Source organism: Ancylobacter sp., assembly GCF_965279025.1.
GTDB lineage: Bacteria > Pseudomonadota > Alphaproteobacteria > Rhizobiales > Xanthobacteraceae > Ancylobacter.
Map to the genome: position 1 here is coordinate 3771211 of NZ_OZ257132.1, position 23787 is coordinate 3794997.

Genomic DNA, 23787 nt, shown 5'->3' on the forward strand with positions numbered 1-23787 from the left:
GGGCTAGCTGGCCGGTGTGTCGTCCGGTGCCGCGAAGATCTGGCAGTGCTCCGGTGGCAGATGCACGAGGACAGGCTCCCCCGGCTGTGGACGAAGATGCGGACTGACAAAGGCCCGCAAGGTTGTGTTCGGTGCGATCTCGATCAGCACATCGCGGTACTCGCCGAGATAGGCCGAGCGCCGCACCACGCCGTTCAGATTGTTGGTGGCCCCGCCACCCTCGCCCAGCCGCACGTGCGAGGGACGGATGCAGAGCACTGCTTTCGTGCCGGTGCTGGCCAATCCGCTGCGGTCCTCGGCATGAAGAAGCGTGTCCGCGAGCCTCAGCTGGCCCGGCGCCTCGCGCCGCCCCGGTATTTCGTTGTTGCTGCCGATGAACGAGGCGACGAAGGCATTGCTCGGCCGCTCGAAGATGTCCTCGGGCGAGCCGAGCTGCTGGACGATGCCACCCTTCATCACCGCCACCTCGTCGGCCGTGACCAGCGCCTCGCCCTGGTCGTGGGTGACGTAGACCGTGGTGATGCCGAGTTCGTCATGTACGCGCCGGATCTCGAAGCGCATTTCCTCGCGCAAATGGGCGTCGAGGTTCGACAGCGGTTCGTCGAGCAGCAGGATGCGCGGCTCGACGGCCAGTGCCCGCGCCAGGGCGACGCGCTGCTGCTGTCCGCCGGAAAGCTCGAACGGATAGCGATCGCGCAGCGGCGTGAGGCGCACGGCCTCCAGCGCCCGGGAAAGCCGCGACTCCAGCTCGGCACGGGACAGCTTTCGCAGCTGCAACCCGAAGGCAACGTTCTCCGCGACGGTCTTGTGCGGCCAGACGGCATAGTTCTGGAACACCAGCGAGATGCCGCGCCGCTCGGGCGGCACGACACGTTGCGGGCTGGAGATGAGCTCGCCGCCGGCGCGGATCTCGCCGCCGCTCGGCGTGTCGAAGCCGGCCAGCAATTGCAGGGTCGTCGACTTGCCGCATCCCGAAGGGCCCAGCAGGGCCAGCAGGGCGCCATCGGGAATGTGCAGGTCGATCGACTTCAGCGCCTGGTAGGCACCGTAGGATTTCGAGAGCTGGCGGATATCGATGTCGCTCATGGGGCAGCTCCGAGGCTGGCCGCGTTGCGGCGGCGATAGGCGGCGCCCTCGGTGACGAAACGCGCGAGAAGGACGACGATGAGCGTGGCGAACAGGAGCAGGGCGCTGGCGGCGCAGACGGCCTCGTAATTGCCGCCGTCCTTGTAGTTGTAGATCAGGGTGGTCATCACGTTGGTTTTCGGCGAGACGAGGAAGATCGCCACCGACAATTCCCGCATGATCGGGATGAAGACCAGCAGCCAGCCTGCGACGAGCCCGCCGCGCATCAGCGGCGCGGTGATGGAGGCGAAGGTGCGGGCCTCTGTGGCGCCGACGCTGCGCGCCGCGCGCTCCAGATCGGGGCTGATGCCCTTGAGGATCGATCCGGCCTGCGAATAGGCGATCGGCAGGAACGTCGCCACGAAGGCCGCAATGATGATGGTGCCCGTGCCGTAGAGGTTTAGCGGCTGGCGCGTATAGGCGGAGAAGAAACCCACCGACAGCACGATGCCGGGAATGATGATCGGGATGGTGACGAGCGCTGCGAGCAGGCTGGCGCCGCGCAGCAGCTTCCGTTCGACGATGTAGGCGACGAGAATGCCGATCAACATGCAGAAGCTGGCGGCAATCCCGGCATAGACCAGGCTGTTGACGATGGCGCGCTGGGTTTCGGCATTCTCGAAGATCGCCCAGCGATACCAGTGCAGTGTGAGGTTGGAAGGAACGGGCCCAAGCCCCCACGCCCGGCTCAGCGACACCAGCACGATGGCGATATAGGGCAGCACGACCGCCGTGACCGGCACGATCAGGGCAAAGGCGAGCGCCGGCAGGCGCCAGGCTTTCAGCCGGATATTCCGCCCGGCACGCCCCTTGCCGCCCACGGTAGTGAACTGCCGGCGCCCCAGAATGCGGCGCCTTGCGTAGAACAGCATGCCGGTGATGGCGATCAGCGGCATGCAATAGGCGGCCGACATGTACAAAGCGGGCGGGAAGAGCTGGTAGAACTCCGCCAGCTTGGTGGTGACCACCAGCGTGCCGCTCGGCGTCAGCAGAAAGGCCGGCACGCCGAACAGGGTCATGCCCTGGATGAAGGAGAGGATGAAGCCCACCAGCACGGCCGGCATGACCAGCGGAATGGTCACCGATCGCATCGTCTTTACGACGCCGGAACCCAGCGTCGTGGCGGCGTCTTCCAACTCGACGGGCATTTCCTCCAGCGCGCTCGACACCAGGGTGAAGGTGTAGGGCACCGTGTAGATCGAGCAGACGAAAATGGTGCCGATCATCGAATAGATGTTCAGCAGCGGCCAGTCCGCACCGCTCAGCGCCCGCCAGCCGACATTCAGCCAGCCCGAATTGGGCGCGGCGAGCAGGATCCAGCCGAGGGCACCGATGAAGGAGGGCGTGACGAAGGCCGCCATGGTGAACAGGCGGATGAACCCCCGCATGGGCATGTCGGTGCGGGCGACCAGCCATGCCAACGGTACGCCCAGCAGCGTCGAGATGACGGCGACCGCCGTCGCCAGCAACAGCGAATTGAACAGCGGCGCCCACAGCGACGTCGAGGCGAAGATCTGCACATAGTTGCGCAGGGTCCACTGGCCCGTGTCATCGTCGTGGAAGCTGTTGAAGACGATCCAGCCCAGCGGCTGGACAATCAGCAGCGCCAGCACCGCGAGCAGGATGAAAAGCACGATCAACCGGAACGCATGGTGGCGCCGATAGCCGTCGGAGGCGGAACGCGCCGCGCTCACCGAGGGTGATGAGGCCATGGGTACACTTCCGGTTTCATCAAAAAGGCGACGTACCGCCGTAACGTAAGCCGATCAGGGTTGGATACCGGTCCGGTGACATGAAAGCCCCCGGACCGGCGCGTCCGGCCGGCTGTCAGCCGACGATTTCCTTCCACTTGGCAATGCATTCCGCCACTTCGGCGGCCAGATTGTCCACGGGGTTGCGGTACCATTTGATCGATTCGAGCGTGCGCCCCTCGGCCCAGGGAACATCGGTGCGCAGGGTCGGCCAGAAATTCTTGGCGAGGATGTTCGACACTTCCACCGAATACAGGAAGTCGGTGAAGAGCTTGCCGGCATTGGGGTGCGGCGCCTTGGTGGGAACCGCGGTCAGGCCGAGATTGAGGATCGCGTCATCGGAAGGCACGGTGACGCCGATCGGGTTGCCCGCCGCCTGCTGGGTCAGCGAGTAGCTGAACGGCGCGGCGGAGCCCACCTTGCGCTCGCCGGAGAGAATGTCGGTCACCGTGTCGACATTCGATTGGCCGACCTTCGGCTTCTGCTTGGCGAAGGCCCGGAGGAAATCGTCGCCATACTTCTTGCGGATGGCGACGACCCAGCTCGCCACATCGCCGGAGAAGGCCGGGCTGCCGGTGGTGATCTGGTTGGCCCATGGCGCGTCGAGCAGCGCGGTCCAGGAGGTCGGAGGGGCGGTGACCGAGGTCGACTGGTTGATCGTCGTCAGGCTGATGGCACCGACGTGATAGGTGTTCTCGGGGTCGATTCCTCGGAACGCCTCCGGCACCATGTCGATATTGGCCGGCTTGAACGGCTGGATGGCGCCGAGCTTCTGCAGGTCCTTGTAGTGCAGCAGGTTTGTCGTGCCGATGGAGTCGCACTGCACGGCGTCATTCTGGATTTCGAGGCGCAGGCGGGTGAAGATCGTCTGCGACGCCTGGCGCAGCAGGCTGACCTCGATGCCGGGGTACTTCGCCTTGAAGGCGTCGCGGATCTCTTCGATGGTCTTCTGCTCGTAGGAGCCCCAGTACAGGTTGAGGGCGCCTTCCTTCTTCGCGGCCGCATAAAGCGCATCGTCCGCCGCGCTTGCGGGAGAGATGCGGAGCGTGGAGGCGGCCAGCGCGGCGGCCCCACCCATCAACACATGTCGTCTGCTAAAAGCTGCCATCAGTCGGTTCCCCTCATTGTTATGAACCAAGCGTCTCTGGAAGGCGGTCAGTAGTCTCCCGTGGTGGCCCCGCCATCGACGACGATCACCTGCCCGGTTACGTAGCTGGCGTCGTCGGAAGCGAGAAAGGCCGCGACGGAGGCGATCTCGGAAGGCTGCGCGGTCCGTCCCAGCGGCATCTTTGCGATCCAGCTGTCGCGCAGATCCTGCGGTACGTCCTTCAGGATCGCGGTTTCGACGATACCGGGGGCAATGGCGTTGGCGAGGATGCCGCGCCGCGCGCCTTCCAGCGCCACGGTCCGCGTCAGGCCAACGATGCCGGCCTTGGCCGCGGAGTAGTTCGACTGGCCGAACGCACCGAAAATGGCGGTCGAGGCGGTGTTGATGATGCGGCCCCAACCCCTCTTGCCGATAAGCGAAAAGGCGGCCTGACAGCCGAGCCAGGTGCCGCGAAGGCTGATATCGATGACCTGGTTCCATTCATCGTCGGTCATCTTCGGCAGGGAGCGGTCGCGCACGATGCCAGCGACATTCGCCACGATATCCACGCCGGCGAATTTCGGCGGCAGCGCGGCTACAGCGCTTTCCCAGCTCGCGCGGCTGGCGACGTCCAGCGCCAGCGCGCAGGCCTCATGCCCTTGAGCCGCCAGATGCTCGGCGCGGGCGACAGCCTGATCGAGCATGAGGTCGGCCACGACGACCCGCGCACCCTCGGCGGCGAGGCGTTCGCAGATCGCGCCGCCGATACCCCCGGCGCCGCCGGTCACCAGCGCGACATGTCCTTCGAGACGCTGCGATGTCACGGCGCTTTCTCCTGCTCGCCAGGCCCGATGAGGAAAACGTCTTCGCCTTCCTGAAGCGGTTCGCCGTTCTGGTTCTTGAGCGTCAGGGCGACGCGCACAATTCCGGCGCCCGGCCGCGAGCGGCTGGGGCGCGTCTCCAGCACGTTGGCCTCGTAGTGCAGCGTGTCGCCGGCGAAGATGGGGGCCACGAAGCGCCGCCGGGTTTCCAGAAACGCCTCGATCGCCCAGTCGTCGATGGCGGAGCGCAGGCCCGTGCTCAACGCGTGGCCGAGCATGCCGTGGGCGACGCGCTTGCCGAAACCATGCGCCGCGGCGAATTCGGCATCCATGTGCAGCGGGTTGAAATCGCCGGTCAGCCCGGCGAACTGGACGATATGCGCTTCGGTGATCGTCACGCGGGCCGATTTCAGCTGCTGGCCGACCTCGATGGCAGCGAAGGAAACGCTCATGGACGTTCCCCCTTGATACGGAACAGCGGCAGATCCGGCGTCCCCGCCACGTCGCCGAAAAAGGCCTCGACCGGCATTCCCACGCGGATATCGGCACCCGGTGCCGCTTCCAGCCGCGACAGCACGAGCACTCCCTCCTCCAGCATCACCAGAACGCAGGTATAGGGCGTCTGGAACGCGCTCATGCCGCGCTGGATGGTGGTGAACGAGAAGATGGTGCCGTGCCCGCTCGCCTCGACCCATTCCGGCGACGCGCCGGGGGCATGGATGGAATGGGCGCGCGGATACCATTGATGCTTGCCGGTGACCGGGCAGAGCTGGATCATCAGTCGCCCCGCGCGTGCCCCCACCCAGAAGGGATCGGACGTCACATCGGTCACTGGAGAGATGCCCGTCGTCATCGTTGCGGCCTCAAACCGTGAGAATGGCGGTGGCGGCGGCGCAGAATGTGCCCCCCAGCCCATGGACCAGAGCCACCTCGGCATCGGGAACCTGCAGCCCCGGTCCTTCGCCCCGCAGCTGCCGCACCCCTTCGATGAGCGTGAAGATGCCGCGCTTGCCGGGATGGTTCGAGGACAGCCCGCCACCGTCGGTATTGGTCGGAAGGCGCCCGCCCTGCGTCAGATGCCCGTCATCGACGAAGCCGCCGCTTTCGCCTCGCCCGCAGAAGCCAAGATCTTCCAGCGCCAGCATCGGCGTGATCGTGAAGGCGTCGTAGATCTGGGCGACGTCGATATCGTCGTGCCCGATGCCGGCCATGGCGAAGGCGCGCGGGCCCGAGAGCGCCGCCGGCGTCGAAAGATCATGCGCGATCTGGCTGAGCTGGGTGCGGGCCGCCGCGCTTCCGAAGCCGGAGAGATGAACCGGACGGCGGCGGCAATCCCTTGCGCGTTCCGCGCTGGTCATCACGATGGCGCCGCCGCCATCTGTGACGACGCAGCAATCGAGCTTGCGCAGCGGGGATGCGATCGGCGTGGACGCCAGCACGTCGTCAACGGTGATGGGAGCGGTAAAGCGCGCATGGGGGTTGTTCGCCGCATGCTGGCGGAAGGTGACCGCGACCTTGGCGAGCTGCTCGGATGTCGTGCCGTAAAGCGCCATGTGGCGCTGCGCAAACATCGCATAGGTCGAAATCAGGGTCGGGCCGTAGGGTAGCTCGAACTGGCCCGGGCCCGCCGGCAGCACGAAGGGATCAAAGGACGGCGTGTCGAGCGGCCACCAGCGCGGGCAGGCCGCATAGCTGATCACCACCACATCCGCGAGGCCTGTGGCGATTGCCGCCGCCGCGTGGCCGGCATGGACGATGTAGGAACAGCCGCCGACATCGGTGCTGTCGAAGTAGGTGGGCGTGATGCCCGCATATTCGGCGAATTCGATGAGGCTGCTGACGCCGCCGCCTTCCGCCCAGTCGCTGGCGGCCACGCACAGCCCGTCCACCTCGGAGAGCGCGATGCCGGCGTCGTCCAGCGCCCCGGCGATGCATTCCATCTGCAGCGCAAAGGGGTGGAGGCGCGGCGCCTGACGGCGTGGCGACTCGTATGCACCGACGATTGACGCTTTGCCCGAGATGCTGGCCACGCGAGATTTCCCAATTGTCCTGCCATCGAGCCTAGGTCGTTTCGACCCCCCGACAAGCAGTTTGAAGCCTGCCCATTGGTGCATCGCGCGCATCTGTCGATCGCTTGACGCGAGACGGGCGACGCGTGTCATTTAGGTCGTGACGCGCGGGCGAACGCCATGGTTCACCGTCGCAGGAGTTGCCGCCCATGCCTGAAACCTTCCGTCGTCGCCTGCCGCCGCTTCTGGCGTTACGTGCATTTGAGACATTCGGACGGGCCGGAACGGTGAGGGCGGCGGCAGACGAACTCGCCGTGTCGCACACGGTGGTCTCGCGCCATATCCAGAACCTTGAAGCGGCCATCGGCGTGAAGCTGGTGCAGAAGTCCGGCCGTGGTCTCAGCCTCACCCGGGAGGGCAAGCGCTACGCCGGGCAGCTCAGCCGCGCACTGGACGTGATTGCCAGCGCCACGGGCGAATTGTGGGGCGGTAGCAGCGATGCGCTTCACATATGCTGCATGGCGGGGCTTGCCTCACGAAGGCTGCTGGCGCGGCTGCCGGAGATCGAGCGCTTCCTGGGGGGACGCGAGATCATTCTCCAACCGATTTCCGCACGACCGGACTTCAGCCAGGGAGAGGTCGACGCCGAGATAAACTATCTCGAATACCCCAATTTCCCGCCGGACCTGCGCGGGGAGATCGTCTGTCGGCCCCGCATCCTCGCGGTTGCCAGCCCGGCGTTCAGCGAAGCCAGCCCGCTTATCCGCGCGGCGGCCGACCTGGTGAATTTACCGCTCCTCCACGAGCGCTCGACGCGGCAGTGGGAAAACTGGCTGGAGCATGCCGGCGTCGTCAATATCGTCCCGCTGAAGGGGCCGAAGCTGTGGCACGGGCATCTCGCCGTGGAAGCGGCGCGGCTGGGGCAGGGCGTGGCGTTGGTGAGCGATCTCATGGCCGGCGAGATGATCGCGACCGGCGAATTGGTCGAGGTCTGCCCGGCCGATGTCCGGCTGGGGGCCTATTACTTCATCGCGCCGGCCCGCCGATGGAATGACCCGGCCATCACGGCGCTCCGCGATTGGCTGCAGGGCTTTGTCCGGCATTGCATGGTCGAGCCGGTCGTTACCCACATTAAATGACAGGCCGTCGCGGCGAGTGCTCGAACACCATTCGGGCGGCACCGGCAGACGGCTCGGCTGACCCCCACACTTTGGAGGTTGGCGGCGAGCCTGGGGAAGGTGCATCAGAACGGTAGCGGGTAACCGTGCCGGTCGAAGAAGCCGCCCGTGTCGGCAGAGCCGAGGCGCGCCAGTCCCGCCAGCAGGTCCCGCGCCGCCTCATCCGGGGGCAGTGGCGCCAGCCCCACCTTGGCGAAGGGCCGGGACAGCCCGGTGGACACCGTACCTGGATGCAGGGCGACGCACACCGCTTCGGCATGGGTTCGCTTCAGCTCGATGGCGGCGCAGCGCACCAGCTGGTTGAGCGCCGCCTTGGAGGCGCGGTAGCTGTACCACCCGCCCAGATGGTTGTCCCCGATGCTGCCGACCTTGGCCGAAAGCGTTGCGAAGACGGCGCGCGAGGTGCGCGGCAGCAGCGGCAGGAAGTGCTTCATCAGCAGGGCCGGCCCGATGGCGTTTACGGCAAACGACCGTGCCATCGCCGTCGGTTCGATCGCCCGCAGCGCCTTCTCCGGCTGCAGCGTCGCGTCTGACAGCAGCCCCGTGGCGTCCAGCACCAGATGCGGCGTTCCCCTTCGGGCGACATAGCTGGCCGCCTGCGCGACCATCGCCTCATCGAGTATGTCGAGCCGGGGGATCGACCGGCGGGACAGGCCGATCACCTCGTCGAAGCCGCCGCCCTCCGCGAGCGCGTCACGCAGCGCCCCGCCTATTCCCCCGCTTGCCCCGATGACCACGGCGAGCCTCACAGGCGCTTCTCCTCAAAGCGCCGCGCAATGGCTTGCAGGCGCGGCCGCAGCCGCAGGAAACGGGTATAGCTCCACTCAAGCACTGCGAGGACATGGCGATTGCGCGCCGCAAGACCCAGGGGCCGGAGTAGCGGGATCTGGCGCCACATGGCCGCGAAGGCCGCCGCGCCGGCGTAAAGCCGTCCTCCTTCGGTGGCATGGAGGCGCGCCAGCATGGCGCTGCGATCGATCGGGCAGGAAGTTGCCGTCGCCAGATCGACAAAAGCGATGCGCCCGCGACGGTCGAGACGCTGCATCAGCGCGATCTCGCGCCGGCAAAGCGGGCATTGAGAATCGTACCACACCGTTACCATGGTCATTGCAGGCCCCGCTTCAGCCGTTCGGCGAGATACAGCGCCGCCAGACATACCTCCTCGATCCGGCTGGCGGTCGCCCAGTCCCCGCTGGCGGCGAGCGTGCCGTCCGGCGCGATCCACGGGCCGGGCCGTGCGGTATCTGCAACGAGGGCTGAGCGCCATCGATGTGCCTTCACGAGGCTCGGCAGGGGCAGGTCGAATGGCAGCGCCTCCCGCAGCGCATGCAGCAGCAGCGGCGCCAGCAGTTCCGCCGGTGTGTCGGCAAGCGGGCGCGACCAGCGACTGCGCGTCTGCGCAACAAGCGTGGTGACATCGTCCGCCCGCCCGGGCTTGGAGCTGTCGACGGCAATCCAGCGGAGCGGCCCGTCCATCACCCGGGCGGCGATCCAGTCCTGTTCCCAGCGGCGGTCGATGGCGACCATCAGGGTGTGGCGGGGCTTCATCACGGCTTCCGGCAGACCCGCCCCGCGCAGTGCCGCGCCAAACAGGCTCCGACTCTGGTGCGCCGGAGCCGTGGAGACCACGAGGTCGAACATGCCCAGCCGCTCCCCGGTGACACTGGAAAGCGCGTGCGGTGCCATCCCGAAGGCCAGCGGCGCCACCTGCGTCCCCACGCGAATGTCGAGCGCTTCGGCGAGATGCCCGGTGATGGCATTCATGCCTGGCACGCCGACGAAAGCGCGCTCGGACCGATAGCGGGGGCCGGTCAGCCGGCCAGCGTGCAGCGTGACGACCATACCGGGCCACTCCGCAACGACATCGGCCGCGAGGAGCGGCGCCAGCCAGTCGGCAAAGGCAGGTGCGCGGACCGTGAAGCAGGGCGCGCCGTGATCGAAGCGGTAGCGCCCCTCGCGACGCGAAGAGGTGCGCCCGCCCGTGCCGCGGGCCTGTTCGAACACGGTGATCTCCGCGTGGCCGCGCAGGGCGTGTGCGAGTGTCAGTCCGCTGATGCCGGCGCCGATGATGGCGATGCGTTTCATGCGGCGGTGCCGCTCGCGAAGCCGGCCGCCGGGACTGCCGGCGGCCGCGCCGGGACGGCCAACTCCCCCGCGCGAATAGCCACGTCGGCGCGCCCTTCGAGGAAGGGCCGCGCTCCCAATGCGGCCGGCGGGCTGTCGCTGAAGCGGGCGCCACGAAGTGGCGAGAAGCAGGGGAGGCGGCACATCATGTCCCGTGTACGCGAGGCTCACGGGGCCGGATCAGGTGCCGCCGCCAGCAGCGCCATCGCCTGACCCCAGTGGTGTTCCCGGCGGTGAAGGTGCGCTCTGTCGGGTTCCGCCGAAGCCGTCAGCTGATCCGCCGCCGTCGTACCTCCGTAGACGAAGCAACGCTGCGGAGGCATCGATGATCAGAACTCTCCTGTGTGCCGGGCTTTTCGCCTGTGTCGGGCTCGGCACTACCTCGGCTCAGGCCAGGGATCTTGTGCTTGAACGGTTCTTCGCCGGGCGGACCGTGGCCGAAGGCTCATTCTCTGCCATCAATGGCGTGAAGCGTGCCTTCACCGTCGACCTCACGGGTCGCTGGAACGGGCAGGCGCTCACCCTTGTGGAGGATTTTCGCTTCGCCGACGGCGAGCGGGACCGCAAGACGTGGCGGTTTGTGAAACTGGCTCCCGGCAGTTATCGCGGCACGCGCGAGGATGTGCGGGGCGGCACGCAGGTGCGCGTGAAGGGCGATACCGCCACCTTCAGCTATCTCGTCGACCTCGATCCGGGCGCGGGCGAGAACCTTGTGCGCTTCCACGACCGCATGGTGCTGCGCGGCGACGGCACCGTGCTGAACATCGCCTGGGTGACGAAGTACGGGTTTCCCGTGGCGATGACGCGGGTCGAATTCCGTCGGCCCTAGGACGCTCCCTAACCCTTTTCCCCTCGCCATTGCCGGAGGACATCCATGCGCTTCCACGTGACATCCGCGCCGCTCGGACTGCTCCTTGTTCTCGCGGTGGGCCCGGCCCTCGCCGAGCCGCTGAGCGGCCCCGAGATCAAGGACAGGATCGGCGGCGAGCTGGTGCGGCTGAGCACCCCCTATGGCGTGACCCTGCCGCTGGTCTACCGCGATGACGGCGTCGTCTCCGGCGATCTCTCCGGCTTCTCCGTGGGCGCCATGCTAGCCCCGCGCGAGGAGGGCCGCTGGTGGGTGAAGGACGACAAGCTCTGCCAGAAATGGCCGACCTGGTACGAGGGCCGCACCCATTGTTTCACCATCACCTCGCTCGGGCCGGACAAGATCGCCTGGACGCGCGACGACGGCCTTTCCGGAACCGCCGTGATGGGCCGCTGACATGGCGCGCGCGTCGGAGGAGTCGCCCGTCTCCCGCCGCCGCCTTGCGCTCTACGCCTTGCCCGCCCTCCCGCTCGCCGCGCTGGCGCTGCCTTTCTATGTGATCGTGCCGAGCTTCTATGCCGGGGCGCTCGGACTTTCGCTCGCCTCCGTCGGCACCGCCCTGCTGGCGATCCGCCTTCTCGACGCCTTCGCCGACCCATTTCTCGGCTGGGCCTCCGATCGCATCGCTCCCGCCATGGGCCGGCGGCGCGTGCTGATGCTGGTGGCGACACCGGTCACGGCCCTGTGCGCCTTCATGGTGTTCTGGCCCCGGGCAGAGGCGGGGGTCGCTTATCTCGTCCTGTGGGGGCTTGGCCTGTCCCTTGGCTACACCGCCCTCAGCCTCGCCTATACCGCCTGGGGTGCCGAGATCAGCGCCGATTATCGCGGCCGTGCGCGAGTGGTCGCTACGCGCGAGGCAGTGACGTTGCTGGGTACGCTGCTCGCCATCGCGCTGCCCTTTGCGATCGGGATCGACGGCGGTGCGGGCGGCTTCAACGGGCTCGCGGCCATGGGCGTGTTCGTGCTGGTTGCCCTGCCGCTAGCCGGCGCCGGCTGCGTCTTCGGCGTGCCGGAACCGGCCAACCGGACGCGCGTGCGGCTGCGCTTCGGTGCGGGGCTGCGCCACATCAGGGCGAACCGGCCCTTTCTCCGGCTGATCGCGGCATTCCTGCTCAACGGCATCGCCAATGCCATTCCCGCGACGCTGTTCCTCTACTTCGTGGGCGACCGCATCGGCGCCGCCGCGCTGCAAGGGCCGCTGCTGTTCCTCTATTTCCTCTGCGGCGTGGCCGGCCTGCCGCTGGCACTGCGATGCGCCAATCGCTTCGGCAAGCACCGTGCCTGGTGCGGCGCAATGGCGGCGGCGTGCCTGGTGTTTGCCGGGGCCGGCTGGCTGGGGCCGGGCGATATCGTGCCCTTCGCGCTCATCTGCGCCGCCACCGGCCTGTTGCTCGCCTTCGACGTGGCCCTGCCGCCGGCGATCCAGGCCGATGTGATCGACGTGGACACCGCCGCCTCCGGCGAGCAACGCTCGGGGCTCTATTTCGCGCTTTGGGCGCTCGCCACCAAGCTGGCGCTGGCGGTCGCGGTGGGCGTCACCTTCCCGCTGCTGGACTGGGCCGGCTATCGGCCCGGTGCCGGGGCACCCTCGGCGGACGCTGGCGCGGTGCTCGCCATGCTCTATGCGTGGCTACCCATTCCGGCCAAGCTGGCGGCGATCGCCCTGATGTGGGGATTCCCGCTCGACGAGGCGGCGCAGGGTCGGTTGCGGCAGCAGATTGAGGCTGGGCCCGTCGCTCAGATGCGCCCGCCTGACGCCAAGTAGCGCCCGCCCACCTGGCGATCACACACGTGATCCGCGCCATGCGCCTTCCCCATGCCGGTCGGCGACAGCAAAGCGCCGCAGTCATGGACCCGTGCGCGGTAGCGGTAGCGCGGCAGTGTGCGGGCAACCTAAAGCACAGAAAAGTCGAGTCCGCACATTTTCGCTATACTGAAAACAGTAATTACGATAATCAAATCACCTTATAAATAAGAACTGAAACACTGATTGTAGCCATCCAGATCCACAACCAGTTGTCCCACATGAAATCGGGCATTTGTCTGAGTACCTCGGTTCGTTTTGCGATCTGCGGGTACGTGCATACGTTAGCGTTCGAGGAATCAGGTAGCATTTAGTTACCGTCGCTGTGCGATAATCGCATAGGCTCTATGCTGACTCCAACGGGTTGCATCGTCGCAGCTTCGCCCGGCTCGCCTTCGGCAGGGCGGCCCCTTCTGCCGTTCGGGCGCTTCCGCCTTGTTCCCCGCATGGGACGTCCGCTCGCCAATCGGCGCCACCGCTATGCCGCGGACGTTCGGCGCACTGTCGCGCGCACAGCGCCAGCCCATTCCAATCCGCCCACGCACGCTGATGCAACGGCCGTCTGCAGGCGTTTGTTTGACGGATATTCGACGAAAGGCCCGGCGCGTGTTTCCGTATGGTTGGCCGCCTTTCCGCCGCTTAGTCCAAGGCGTCGGCCACGGCCTTGCCGCATGTCGCTGTGTCGGCGCGACCGCCGACGTCTGCCGTGCGCGTTGCCGGGTCGACCAGCACGCGCTCCATCGACCGCACGATCGCGGCTGCCGCGTCGGCTTCGCCGAGATGGTCGAGCATCATCGCGGCAGACCAGATCTGGCCCAGCGGATTGGCGATACCCTTGCCGGCGATGTCCGGCGCCGAGCCATGGACCGGCTCGAACAGCGAGGGGAAGGTGCGGTCCGGGTTGATGTTGCCAGACGGTGCGATGCCGATGGTGCCGGTGCAGGCCGGTCCAAGATCGGACAGGATATCGCCGAACAGGTTCGAGGCGACCACCACGTCGAACCGGTCCGGGTGCAGCACGAACTGCGCGGTCAGTATGTCGATGTGGTATTTGTCGGTGCGCACGTCGGGATAGGCTGCCTTCATGGCTTCGACGCGTTCGTCCCAATAGGGCATGGTAATCGCCACACCGTTTGACTTGGTGGCCGAGGTCAGGTGCTTATCGGGGCGACGCATCGCCAACTCGAAGGCGTATTTCAGCACGCGGTCGACGCCGTGGCGCGACATGACGGTCTCCTGCACCACGATCTCGCGGGGCGTGCCGGGATACATGCGCCCGCCGATCGATGTGTATTCGCCTTCCGTGTTCTCGCGCACCACCCAGAAGTCGATGTCGCCGGGCTCGCGGCCGACGAGCGGCGACGGCACGCCCGGCATCAGCCGCACCGGCCGCAGATTGACGTACAGGTCGAACTCGCGGCGGAACTGCAGCAGCGAGCCCCAGAGCGAGACGTGGTCGGGCACGGTGTCGGGCCAGCCGACCGCGCCGAACAGGATGGCATCCGAGGAGCCGACCCGTTCCTTCCAGTCCTCGGGCATCATCGCGCCATGGCGGGCGAACCAGTCGCAGCAGGCAAATTCGTGCCAGGTCGGCTCGATGGTGAAGCCATAGAGCGAGGCCGCCTTTTCCAGCACGCGGACGCCTTCCGGCATTACTTCCTTGCCGATGCCGTCGCCCGGAATAACGGCGATGCGGTAGCGTCGTTCAGCCATGTCGTGGTCTCCTGCGGATGTATGGGATGCGACGGCCGCCATCAGGCCGTCGCGCCGGCACTTTACTGACCCGCCGGCCGGTGGCTGGGTCTTCGATGCCCGAGCGTGGCGCCTCATCGACCTCGCGCCGGCGCCTTCCGATCAGGGACGCTTCGACGAGGAGGCCGGGATCATCGCGTGCGAGGCCCGGCGCGGCGATTGCGGCGGTGATAGGGGACAGCGTCATCTCAGGTGTCCGATTTCGCGCGTCAGGACACCGCGACCCACAGCTTGCGCACAGTCTCGACGGTTTCCCATGTGCCGACGAAGCCGGGACGCATCACGAACGTATCGCCGGTGGTGAAGCGGCGGGCGGCGCCACCTTCTTCCGTCAGGATGATCACGCCGAAGAGGATGGTGCAGTATTCCCAGGTCTCGCCCTTGATCGAATGCGTGATGCCGGGCGTCGCCTCCCAGATGCCGGTGCGGATCGCACCGTGGCCGGCCGCCTCAATCTTCCAGGTCCGGTAGCTTGGATCGCCGGCGATCAGGCGATCCGGCGCCGCCTTGCTGAGTTCCGGCGTGCCTGGATTGGCAAGGTCGAAGGCGACGAGATTGCTCATGGACGGGTCCGATGCTGGTGAGGAAGGCTGGCAAGGCGTTCAGCGCCCGTCGCGGATGAAGACGGCGATGCGCTCGGCGATCATGATGGTGGGCATGTTGGTGTTGGCGCGCGGGATCGACGGCATCACCGAGGCGTCCGCCACGCGCAGGCCCTCCACGCCGAGCACGGCGCCGGTCGACGAGGTCACCGCCTGCGGATCGCCGGCCCGGCCCATCCGGCAGGTGCCGGAGGGGTGCCAGGTGCCGCCGACATTGGTCCGCACGAAATCGGCCAGCGCGTCGTCGTCGGACAGGAGCGCGCGAAGAGTGATGCCCTGCGTGACCACCGCGTGGATGAGCGCCGCGCGCAGCGGCCCCGCCATGTCGAGCAGCCCGGCAAGTGCGCCGCGCCGCACCGCGTTCCAGGCGCCGGGAACCGCGATCTTCGCCACGCGCGGCGTGTAGCTCGCCGGAAACACCACATCGCGAAAACCGTCCATAGCCGGATCGAGCAGCGCTTCCGCGCCCATGCGGAGCGCCGACGTCAGGCGGACGAGATCGCGCTCGTCGCTGAGCATGCGGAAATCGACCTCCGGCTCGGCCGTCGGGTTGCTCGAAGCAAGGCGCAACATCCCGCGCGAATAGGACTTGTTCACCCAGAAGAACAGGCTCCCGGTGCGCCGGCCTACCGAATGCCAGCCCGCGCGCGACAGGATCGCGGCGTGCATGTCGCCGGCCGGCGTTCCGTCGAGGCCGGAGGAGTAGCGCCAGATCGCCTGCTCGTGGTGCTCGCCGGGATTGCGTTCGCGCATCCGCGGCGGCAGCCAGGTGGCAACCGCGATCGAGGGATGCTCCATCAGGTTGCGGCCCACGCCCCGCCGGTCGCGCACGACCGGGATGCCGAGCGCTCGCAACTCCTCGGCAGGCCCGACGCCGGAGCGTAGCAGCAGCGCGGGAGAATGGATGGCGCCGGCCGCGAGCACGACCTGCCGCGCCGTGAGGGAGAGCATCCTGCCGTCATTTGACTGCACCTCGGCACCGACGACGCGGGCACCCTCGAACAGCAGGCGGGTTGCGGTATGGCCGGTGAAAATCTTCAGGTTCGGCCGCCGGCGGACCTCCGGGGTCAGATAGGCGAGCGAGGTCGGCTGGCGCTTGCCATTGTCATCTACCGCCACCACGCCACGAAAGGTGCCGTCCTCCCATATCCCGTTCTGGTCGAGCCGGATCGGATGGCCGCGCCTGTCCAGCGTCGTCATCACCCGGTCGACGAAGGGCGAGATCTGCGCGTCGCCGATGCGGCGCAGCACGAGGGGGCCGTCCGATCCATGCAGCGGACCGTCGACATCGCGGTCCGCCTCCATGGCGCGGAACACCGGCAGACAGGCTTCCCAGTTCCACCCCTCCGCGCCGAGCGCCTCCCATTCGTCGTAGTCGCCGGGCGCGCCACGATTGGCCATCAGAGCATTGATCGCCGATCCGCCGCCGAGAATCCGGGCCTGCTCGTAGCGGCGCAGCCGGCGGCCGGCGTTGCTCGCCGCACCGCCCATCAGCGCGCTCAGGCCGCTCCAGATGTTGGAGGTGTCGAGATAGGCGCGGCCGGGGTAACGCGCATGCACCGCGGCCGGTATATCGCCGATCGCGACATTGCGGCCAGACTCCACAAGCATGACGTCGCGCCGCGGATCTTCGGAGAGGCGCGCGGCCAGCACGCATCCGGCCGACCCTCCGCCCAGGACGAGAATATCGGTGTTCATGATGTGGCCCTGGATCGCTCGGCACTGCGCGCATTGAGCGCCACCAGCATGACCACCAGGAAGGAGACGGCGGTGAGCAGCGTGCTGATCGCCGCTATGGTGGGGTCGATCTCGTCGCGCAGTGCGGTGAACATCCGCTTGGTCAGGGTCTGATACTGGCCGCCGGAGATGAAAAGCGCCACGACGGTCTCGTCGAGGGCAGAGATAAAGGCGAATAGCAGCCCGGTGATCACGCTGGGGCGGATCTGTGGCAGCGTGACGATGAAGAAGGTGCGCAGCCGGTTCATGCCGAGGCTGCGCGAGACCATTTCCTGTGCGGGATCGAACTTCCGCAACCCGACCAGCACCGAGGTGATGACATAGGGCAGGCCGAGCATGACATTGGCGAGGATCAGCCCGGTCATGGTCGCCAGCAGGCCCACATTGGCATAGACGAGGAACACGCCAACGGCCGTGATGACGATGGGCACCACCAGCGGCAGCATCAGCACGACCTGCAGGCTGCGCACCAGGCGTGAACTGGCGAGGTTGAGCGCATAGGCGGCGGCCGTCCCCATCACCGTGGCGATGATGGCGCTCGACACCGCAACGATGAGGCTGACGCGCGTCGCCTGCATCCAGGCCGCGCTGGCGAGATAGGCCTCGTACCAGCGCAGCGACCAGGAGGGCGGCGGGAAGGCGAGGAACCGCGCGCCCGAGAACGACATCGGCACGATGATGACGATGGGGATGATCAGCCACAGCAGGACGAGGCCGACGAAGGCGCGCAGCAGGATCTTCGAGACCGCCATGGTCAGCGTGCTCCCATGATGCGCTCGAACGGGATCACGAAACTGGCGAGGCGGAAGATGAAGAACACGCAGGCCAGCAGCACCACGCTGATCGAAGAGGCCGCGCCCCATTCATTGTAGACCTCGATGTTCCGAGAGACGAGCATGGAGACCATGTAGGTCCGCCCGCCGCCGAGCAGTTCCGGCGTGATGTAGAAGCCGAGCGTCAACACGAAGACCAGCACCATGCCGGCCACCACCCCGGGCATTGAGAGCGGCAGGAATACCCGCAGGAACACGTGCAACGGCGTGCCGCCGAGGCTCGATCCCGCCATGGTCAGCTCCGGTGGGATCTTCTGCATGGTGGCGTAGAGCGGCAGCACCATGAAGGGCAGCAGGATGTGCACCGTCGCGACGATCGTGCCGAACTCGTTGTTGACCAGGGTGAGCGGTGCGTCGATCACGCCGAGATCGGTCAGCGCCGTGTTCACCAGGCCGCGCCGTTGCAGCAGGATCAGCCACGCATAGGCGCGCACGAGGACGCTGGTCCAGAACGGCAGCACCACCATGGCCAGGATGAAGATACTCCAGCGCCGGGAAGCGCCTGCCGCGACATAGGCTACGGGGTAGCCAAGGAGGAGTGTCGCGGCCGTGACGATGAAGGCTATGCGGAAGGTCTGCAGGAAGGTCATCCAGTAGACGTCGTCGGTGAGGAACCGGGCATAGTGTGCCAGGGTGAACCCCCCATCCTGCCTCACCGATTGCCAGGCCAGCCAGCAAAGCGGCACGATCAGGAGGCCGCCGACCACGGCGAGCGCCGGCGCGAGCAGCAGCAGGACCAGACCGCGCTCGCGCCGTTGATGCGCGAGAGACGGATTGACCGACGACGTCGACATGGAAGCTACCTCGCTAGCAGCAGTCGCTCACTTCTGGATGAAGGACGCCCAACGCTTCTGCGCCTCCTCGCCGGCCGGCGAACTCCACCACGCCGTCGAGATCAGCACCTGCTTGGCCGCGTTCTCGGGCGAGCTCGGCATCTGTGCGGCCCGCTCGGGCGAGATTTTCCCGGTCTTGTAGGCAGCGGGGTTGCCCGGGCCGTAGTCGATATAGGCCGGGAAATTCGCCTGGATGTCCGCGGAGATCGCCGCGTTCAGGAACTTGTAGGAGGTCTCCAGATTGGGGGCGCCCTTCAGGATGCAGAGCGAGGTTTCCTGAAGGAAGCCCTGGTTGAAGGTGTAGTCGATCGGCGCGCCTTCCCTGATCACCGCCGTGACGCGGCCGTTCCACGCCATCTCCATGTCGATCTCGCCATCGGCCAGGAGCTGTGCCGACTGGGCACCGGACGTCCACCATACGGTGACGTGGGGCTTCAACTCCTCCAGCTTCTTGAAGGCGCGGTCGACATCGAGCGGGTAGAGCGTGTCCGCCGGCACACCATCGGCCAGCAACGCGGCCTCCAGCGTGGCCATGGGATGGCTGCGCAGCGCCCGCGTGCCCGGGAATTTCTTCACGTCCCAGAAATCAGCCCAGCTCTTCGGCCCGTTCTCGCCGTACTTTTTCTTGTTGAATGCAAGAACCGACGAATAGAATTCATAGGGAAGGGAATAGGCCGTCTTGTATTCGGCCGGGATCTCGGCGGCATTGGGAATCTTGGAGAAGTCGAGCTTTTCGATCATTCCCTGTTCGCCGCCCCGGATGCAGTCCTTGGTCGGCGTGTCGATCACGTCCCAGATCGGCTTGCCGGTCGCGGTCTGGGTCTTCAGCACGGGCCAAGCGTCGGGCGAGGAATCCTGGTTGATGGTGATGCCGAGCAGCTTGGCCACCGGATCGAGGATGGCCTTGGTCTGTGCCTCCTGATAGGCGCCGCCCTGTGAGACGAAGGTGAGCTGTTCGGCCGAGGCGGCCGCCGTCGACAGCAGCAACGCCGCCGTCATCATCGGGATCGAGAGTGTCACGCGCATTCCGATTCTCCTCTGGTCATTTTTATCGGCCGCAGTCTCAGACGAAGCGACGATCGCGGCGCGTCATCGCCCTATGGCATCGAGGAACTGGTACCAGCCCGCGACCAGCCGGACGGCAGGTTCGCGCAGTCCGTAGAAGGGAATGGGCATCAGCGGCTGCCGCGTCAGCAGGCCGAGATCCGGCGCCTCGCCGGTAACGAGCGCAGCGACATGGCGGCCGATCCCCGAGGCGAGCGCCACTCCGGTGCCGTTGTAGCCGACGGAATAAACCACCCGGTCGTCGAGGCGGCCGAGATGCGGCAGGCTGTCCAGCGTCATCGCGACGAGGCCGGACCAGCGATACGCCACCTTCACCCCGGCGAGCGCAGGGAACTGGCCCACCATCGACCTCTCCAGCGCCGCGAAGGCCGCAGCGGTATCGGTCTTGCCGAAGGCGCCGCGCCCGCCATAGAGCAGGCGGTCGCCGGACTTGCGGAACCAGCGCATCATGCGCCGGGTCTCGGTGTAGCTGCGCCCGCTCGCCAGCAGCGCTGCGCCGGGGGTGCCGGCCAGCGGCTCGGTGGCGATCATTGCCGAACGGAACGGGATCACGGCTTTGCGCACTGCTGCGGTCGCCGGGGTCAGGTCGGAATAGGAGTTGGTGGCGATGACGAGCTGGCGCGCCGTAATCCGCCCGTTCGGAGTCTCCACGACCACGCCTGCACCAACGCGGCCGAAGCGGGAGACAGGCGTCTTCTCGTAGATGGCGATGCCCGCAGCCCTGAGCCCGGAGGAGAGCCCGAGCACGAAGTTCAGCGGATGGATGACGCCGCCATGGGTATTGAGCATGCCGCCGGTGAAGCCGCTCGACCCGGTTTCCGCCGCGACCTCCGCGGCGCTCAGGATCGACGCCTCGGTGTCGCCCAGCGCCTCGCGCAGCCAGGCGACCTCGGTTGTGAGCGCCTCAAGGGTATGGGCGTTGTGCGCGCAGCGCAGCGAGCCCGAGGGGCGATACTCCGCGCCTTCGATGTCGAGTTCCTCGACCAGCTGGCCGACATGCTCGATCGCCTCCAGGCCAAGATCGTGCATGCGGCGCGCCGTGTCGAGGCCATGGCGTGCCGCGATTTCCCTGAATCCGATGCGGAACTTGCCGGACACCACGCCGCCATTGCGCCCGCTGGCGCCCCAGCCGATGCGGTTGGCTTCGATGACAACCGGCGACAGCCCCGCCTTGGCGAGGTAGCGCGCAGTGGACAGGCCGGTATAGCCGCCGCCAATGATGGCGACATCGAAGGTATGGTCGCCCGACAGGCTTCCGAACTCGGGCGGGGCGACCGAGGTCGCCCGCCAGAGGGAGTCGATCTCGACCGAGGGGGGTGGGGAGACCATGACCTTCGTGCTCGACATCAGGCGGCCGCACGAGCGTCGGCGAGTTCCGCATCCACCGCGTCGGCAAGCTGCTTCAGAGAGGAAAAGTGGACGTGCGGCTTGGTCATCACCTTGGGGTCCGGCGTGCCGCCAAAACCCTTCTGGCCCTGGCGGCGCTCGATCCAGCAGGTGGTGTAGCCCTCGGCCATGGCGACGCCGATGTCATGGTACTGGCTCTGCGCGACATGCAGGATCTCGGACTGCTGGAATCCCAGCGCCGACTGCCGGCCCCTGTTGAACGCGAAGAAGCGGGGATCCGGTTTTGCGCATCCGGTCTCGTCGCAGGTCACGCTGTCGTGAAACGGATTGTGAAGAGTCGCCGAATAAGCGGAAAAGGCGGTGCGGTCGGCATTGGTCATTGCGACGAGGCGGAAGTTTTTCCTCAGCCGACGCAGCGCCTCGACGGAATCCGCGAAGGCCGGCCAGCGCAGCACCGCGAGCTGAAATGCGTCGGCGGTGGCGTCGTCGCTCTTGAAGCCGCATTCTTTGGCGAGGGACAGATAGACGTCCTTCATGGCGAAGGAGGAGCGCCCATAATTCTTGTCGCGGCCGCGCTTGTAGGGCTCGAAGATCTCGTCGTCGCTGGCCGCCGCTGCCTTCGGACCGCCAAGTGCACGCACCGCGCCCAGGACACCCGCCTCGAAATCGATCAGCGTGCCGACCACATCAAAGGTCATGACCTTGAAATCGGTGAACTTCATTTTCTACGTTCCTTTCAGCTATCGGGAATTCGGGTCAGCGGACGTGCGGCACGACGATGGTGTCGTCGGGGTGTATGGCGACGGCGATGCGCTCGCCCGGCGCTTTAAGCAGCGATCGGCCTTGGTGATTGCTCGGCACCCTGAGGCTGAGCCGCGCCCCACGGTCGATTTCCAGGAAGATGCGGATGCTCTCGCCCTGGTAGAGCGTCTCGGTCACGACGCCGTTCAGCACGTTCGTCATGCCCGGCACAGCGTCCGCAACGACGGTGAGTTTCTCGGAATGAACAGCGAGGACCAGTTCCGCGTCGTCCGGCACTGGGCGCGCGGAGATGAGGCGGGTGCCATCGAGATCGACCGAGTGAGCGTCGAGCCGCCGCACCGTGAGGAGCGTCGCCTCACCGATGAAGCCCGCAACGAAGGAATCTGCCGGATTGTCGTGAAGTCGCTCCGGCGTATCGACCTGAATCAGATGCCCCTTGTTCATGACGGCGACGCGGTCGCTCATGGTGAGCGCCTCGCGCTGGTCATGCGTCACGTATATGATGGTCGCCGCGAGCTTGCGGTGCAGGTGCTTGAGCTCGATCTGCATCGTCTCGCGCAATTGCTTGTCCAGCGCGGAGAGCGGCTCGTCCATCAGGATCAGGCGTGGTTCGAAGATCATGGCGCGGGCAAGGGCGACGCGCTGGCGCTGGCCGCCGGACAGCTCGTGGATCTTGCGCTCGCCGAAGCCGCCAAGCTCCACCATGTCGAGCGCGGCTTTGAGCTTTTCCGGCCACTCGGATTTCGGCATGCGCCGTGCGCGCAGCGGAAACGTCACGTTTTCCGAGACGTTCAAGTGTGGGAACAGGGCGTAGTTCTGGAACACGATGCCGATGTCGCGCTTGTGCGGCGGCTCGAAGGTGATGTCACGTTCGCCGAGGAAGATCGAGCCGGAGGTCGGCTGCACGAAACCTCCCAGAATGCCAAGCAACGTGGTCTTGCCCGATCCCGACGGCCCCAGGATCGAGACGAACTCACCCGGAGCGACGTCGAGGTTGATCTCGTCGACCGCGCAGAAACTTCCATAGAACTTGGAAGCGGCCCGGATCGAGACACCTACCGTGTTGCGAGATATCGTATTCGACATGCTGTCTCGCTTCATCATCCAGGAAAATACGACGCTTCACGCTGGCCATAAGCCGGCACGACCACACAGTTCAGCCACTTGACCTTCTTTTGCCCATTTCGCGGGCGGCGATGCTGCCCCTGCGTGTCGGCCTATGGGCCGCCATTCACCGCCGTCCCGCGCATGGTTCGTTTCTCGGCGAGCCGGGCCTATCCTTCCCGGTCCGCTGCATCGGCAAGTTCCACCAGGCTCGCATAGTGGTAGTCGGGCTTGGTCACAGCGCCCGGCGTCGGCGAGCCGCCGAAGCCGCTCTTGCCCATGCGCCGCTCGATCCAGGCTGTGCGATAGCCGAGTTGCTTGGCGACGCCGATATCGTGATATTGGCTCTGCGCAACGTGGAGGTAGTCTTCAAGCCTGTAACCATGCGGGCTCTGGCGACCCCGGGCATAAGCGAAGAACTGGGGATCCGGCTTGCAGGTCCCGACATCCTCGGCCGTCACCATGTCGTCGAAGGGCTGCTGCATCGTCTGCGCGAAATGACCCAGCGCCCAATTATCCGAGTTGGTCATCGCCACAAGGCGATAACGCTTCCGCAGCCGCTTCAGCGCATCGACCGTGTCGGGGAAGGCCGGCCAGGCGGGGATGGACTCCCGGAAGCCCTCCACCGTGGCCGTGTCGGCGGGGAGTCCCAGTTCTGCGGCCATGGTCCGATAGGCCGGCGCCATCATCAGCGGGAAGGGCAAGCCGGGCGTCCGGTCGTGCTCGATCGCTTCCGCCTTTCCATAGCTCAGCAGGATAACCTCGTCGTCGAGCGGCACGCCTGCCCGCTGGGCGATCGGACGGACGTAATCGAGTATGCCGGCCTCGAAATCGATCAATGTGCCGACAACGTCGAACGTAAGAATCTTGAAGTCGCTGGGGATCATCGGACGCCTATCCGGTTTGGGAACGCAAGCGAACGCTAGCCGGCTTGTCAGGATGACAGAAATGATATGTTATCATCTTCCTCATCGAATTTTGTCAT

Annotated in this window: 24 protein-coding genes; 4 read left to right on the forward strand and 20 right to left on the reverse strand. The window is 66.4% G+C overall.

The window, feature by feature from the left end; all coding sequences use genetic code 11:
• Positions 1-3 precede the first annotated feature (3 nt).
• The 7 genes from ACQY76_RS17530 to ACQY76_RS17560 form a co-directional block, all read right to left on the reverse strand.
• Complete coding sequence (locus tag ACQY76_RS17530; RefSeq protein ID WP_428029990.1) at positions 4-1086, reverse strand: ABC transporter ATP-binding protein; 1083 nt, start codon at positions 1084-1086, stop codon at positions 4-6.
• Positions 1083-2837 (reverse strand): ABC transporter permease, encoded by a 1755-nt coding sequence (locus ACQY76_RS17535; protein WP_428029991.1) that lies wholly within the window; start codon positions 2835-2837, stop codon positions 1083-1085. Before ACQY76_RS17535 ends, ACQY76_RS17530 begins: the two co-directional genes overlap by 4 nt.
• Positions 2838-2952: 115 nt before the next feature.
• Positions 2953-3954 (reverse strand): ABC transporter substrate-binding protein, encoded by a 1002-nt coding sequence (locus ACQY76_RS17540; RefSeq protein WP_428029992.1) that lies wholly within the window; start codon positions 3952-3954, stop codon positions 2953-2955.
• 77 nt (positions 3955-4031) lie between these two features.
• The gene (locus ACQY76_RS17545) at positions 4032-4787 is read right to left on the reverse strand and encodes an SDR family oxidoreductase (protein ID WP_428029993.1); all 756 of its coding nucleotides are present in this window, start codon (positions 4785-4787) and stop codon (positions 4032-4034) included.
• Entirely contained in the window at positions 4784-5236 is a 453-nt protein-coding gene (locus tag ACQY76_RS17550) for a MaoC/PaaZ C-terminal domain-containing protein (RefSeq protein WP_428029994.1), read from the reverse strand. The genes ACQY76_RS17545 and ACQY76_RS17550 overlap by 4 nt, the downstream gene beginning before the upstream one ends.
• Positions 5233-5637: a Zn-ribbon domain-containing OB-fold protein gene (locus ACQY76_RS17555; protein ID WP_428029995.1), complete on the reverse strand. Its 405-nt coding sequence runs from the start codon at positions 5635-5637 to the stop codon at positions 5233-5235. The genes ACQY76_RS17550 and ACQY76_RS17555 overlap by 4 nt, the downstream gene beginning before the upstream one ends.
• A 10-nt stretch (positions 5638-5647) precedes the next feature.
• Positions 5648-6907 (reverse strand): thiolase C-terminal domain-containing protein, encoded by a 1260-nt coding sequence (locus ACQY76_RS17560; RefSeq protein WP_428029996.1) that lies wholly within the window; start codon positions 6905-6907, stop codon positions 5648-5650.
• A 95-nt stretch (positions 6908-7002) separates the two neighbouring features.
• On the opposite strand from ACQY76_RS17560, the gene ACQY76_RS17565 reads away from it, so the two are divergent.
• The gene (locus ACQY76_RS17565; RefSeq protein WP_428029997.1) at positions 7003-7932 is read left to right on the forward strand and encodes a LysR substrate-binding domain-containing protein; all 930 of its coding nucleotides are present in this window, start codon (positions 7003-7005) and stop codon (positions 7930-7932) included.
• Positions 7933-8036: 104 nt separating this feature from the next.
• On the opposite strand, the gene ACQY76_RS17570 is transcribed toward ACQY76_RS17565, so the two are convergent.
• From ACQY76_RS17570 to ACQY76_RS17580, 3 genes are read right to left on the reverse strand one after another with little or no spacing between them, the layout of a single operon-like run.
• On the reverse strand, positions 8037-8720 hold the full coding sequence (locus tag ACQY76_RS17570; RefSeq protein WP_428029998.1) for an SDR family NAD(P)-dependent oxidoreductase: 684 nt from the start codon (positions 8718-8720) through the stop codon (positions 8037-8039).
• Entirely contained in the window at positions 8717-9079 is a 363-nt protein-coding gene (locus ACQY76_RS17575; RefSeq protein ID WP_428029999.1) for a thiol-disulfide oxidoreductase DCC family protein, read from the reverse strand. The genes ACQY76_RS17570 and ACQY76_RS17575 overlap by 4 nt, the downstream gene beginning before the upstream one ends.
• Complete coding sequence (locus tag ACQY76_RS17580) at positions 9076-10056, reverse strand: NAD(P)/FAD-dependent oxidoreductase (protein ID WP_428030000.1); 981 nt, start codon at positions 10054-10056, stop codon at positions 9076-9078. Before ACQY76_RS17580 ends, ACQY76_RS17575 begins: the two co-directional genes overlap by 4 nt.
• Before the next feature lie 364 nt (positions 10057-10420).
• Here ACQY76_RS17580 and ACQY76_RS17585 point away from each other — a divergent pair, with 364 nt between their 5' ends.
• The 3 genes from ACQY76_RS17585 to ACQY76_RS17595 are packed head-to-tail and all read left to right on the forward strand — an operon-like array spanning position 10421 to position 12728.
• Positions 10421-10924: a DUF3833 family protein gene (locus ACQY76_RS17585; RefSeq protein WP_428030001.1), complete on the forward strand. Its 504-nt coding sequence runs from the start codon at positions 10421-10423 to the stop codon at positions 10922-10924.
• A gap of 45 nt (positions 10925-10969) precedes the next feature.
• The gene (locus ACQY76_RS17590) at positions 10970-11359 is read left to right on the forward strand and encodes a hypothetical protein (protein ID WP_428030002.1); all 390 of its coding nucleotides are present in this window, start codon (positions 10970-10972) and stop codon (positions 11357-11359) included.
• A 1-nt stretch (position 11360) separates the two neighbouring features.
• On the forward strand, positions 11361-12728 hold the full coding sequence (locus ACQY76_RS17595; RefSeq protein ID WP_428030003.1) for an MFS transporter: 1368 nt from the start codon (positions 11361-11363) through the stop codon (positions 12726-12728).
• A gap of 678 nt (positions 12729-13406) precedes the next feature.
• Here ACQY76_RS17595 and ACQY76_RS17600 read toward each other — a convergent pair.
• The 10 genes from ACQY76_RS17600 to ACQY76_RS17645 all read right to left on the reverse strand — a co-directional run bounded on the left by ACQY76_RS17600 (position 13407) and on the right by ACQY76_RS17645 (position 23689).
• Positions 13407-14480 (reverse strand): tartrate dehydrogenase, encoded by a 1074-nt coding sequence (locus ACQY76_RS17600; protein ID WP_428030004.1) that lies wholly within the window; start codon positions 14478-14480, stop codon positions 13407-13409.
• Positions 14481-14728: 248 nt separating this feature from the next.
• On the reverse strand, positions 14729-15082 hold the full coding sequence (locus ACQY76_RS17605; RefSeq protein WP_428030005.1) for a cupin domain-containing protein: 354 nt from the start codon (positions 15080-15082) through the stop codon (positions 14729-14731).
• A gap of 39 nt (positions 15083-15121) precedes the next feature.
• The gene (locus tag ACQY76_RS17610) at positions 15122-16819 is read right to left on the reverse strand and encodes a GMC family oxidoreductase (protein ID WP_428030006.1); all 1698 of its coding nucleotides are present in this window, start codon (positions 16817-16819) and stop codon (positions 15122-15124) included.
• Positions 16816-17610, reverse strand: a complete 795-nt coding sequence (locus tag ACQY76_RS17615) for an ABC transporter permease (protein WP_428030007.1) — start codon at positions 17608-17610, stop codon at positions 16816-16818. Before ACQY76_RS17615 ends, ACQY76_RS17610 begins: the two co-directional genes overlap by 4 nt.
• 2 nt (positions 17611-17612) lie before the next feature.
• Positions 17613-18485, reverse strand: coding sequence for an ABC transporter permease (locus tag ACQY76_RS17620; protein ID WP_428030008.1), 873 nt, complete (start codon positions 18483-18485; stop codon positions 17613-17615).
• A 27-nt stretch (positions 18486-18512) separates the two neighbouring features.
• On the reverse strand, positions 18513-19550 hold the full coding sequence (locus ACQY76_RS17625) for an ABC transporter substrate-binding protein (RefSeq protein WP_428030009.1): 1038 nt from the start codon (positions 19548-19550) through the stop codon (positions 18513-18515).
• 63 nt (positions 19551-19613) lie between these two features.
• Complete coding sequence (locus tag ACQY76_RS17630) at positions 19614-20936, reverse strand: NAD(P)/FAD-dependent oxidoreductase (RefSeq protein ID WP_428030010.1); 1323 nt, start codon at positions 20934-20936, stop codon at positions 19614-19616.
• Positions 20936-21658 carry an HAD-IA family hydrolase gene (locus ACQY76_RS17635; protein WP_428030011.1) on the reverse strand — a complete coding sequence of 241 codons (723 nt, stop codon included), beginning with the start codon at positions 21656-21658 and terminating at the stop codon, positions 20936-20938. The genes ACQY76_RS17630 and ACQY76_RS17635 overlap by 1 nt, the downstream gene beginning before the upstream one ends.
• 34 nt (positions 21659-21692) lie before the next feature.
• Positions 21693-22784 carry an ABC transporter ATP-binding protein gene (locus tag ACQY76_RS17640; protein ID WP_428033044.1) on the reverse strand — a complete coding sequence of 364 codons (1092 nt, stop codon included), beginning with the start codon at positions 22782-22784 and terminating at the stop codon, positions 21693-21695.
• A gap of 188 nt (positions 22785-22972) precedes the next feature.
• On the reverse strand, positions 22973-23689 hold the full coding sequence (locus ACQY76_RS17645) for an HAD-IA family hydrolase (RefSeq protein WP_428030012.1): 717 nt from the start codon (positions 23687-23689) through the stop codon (positions 22973-22975).
• Positions 23690-23787 lie beyond the last annotated feature (98 nt).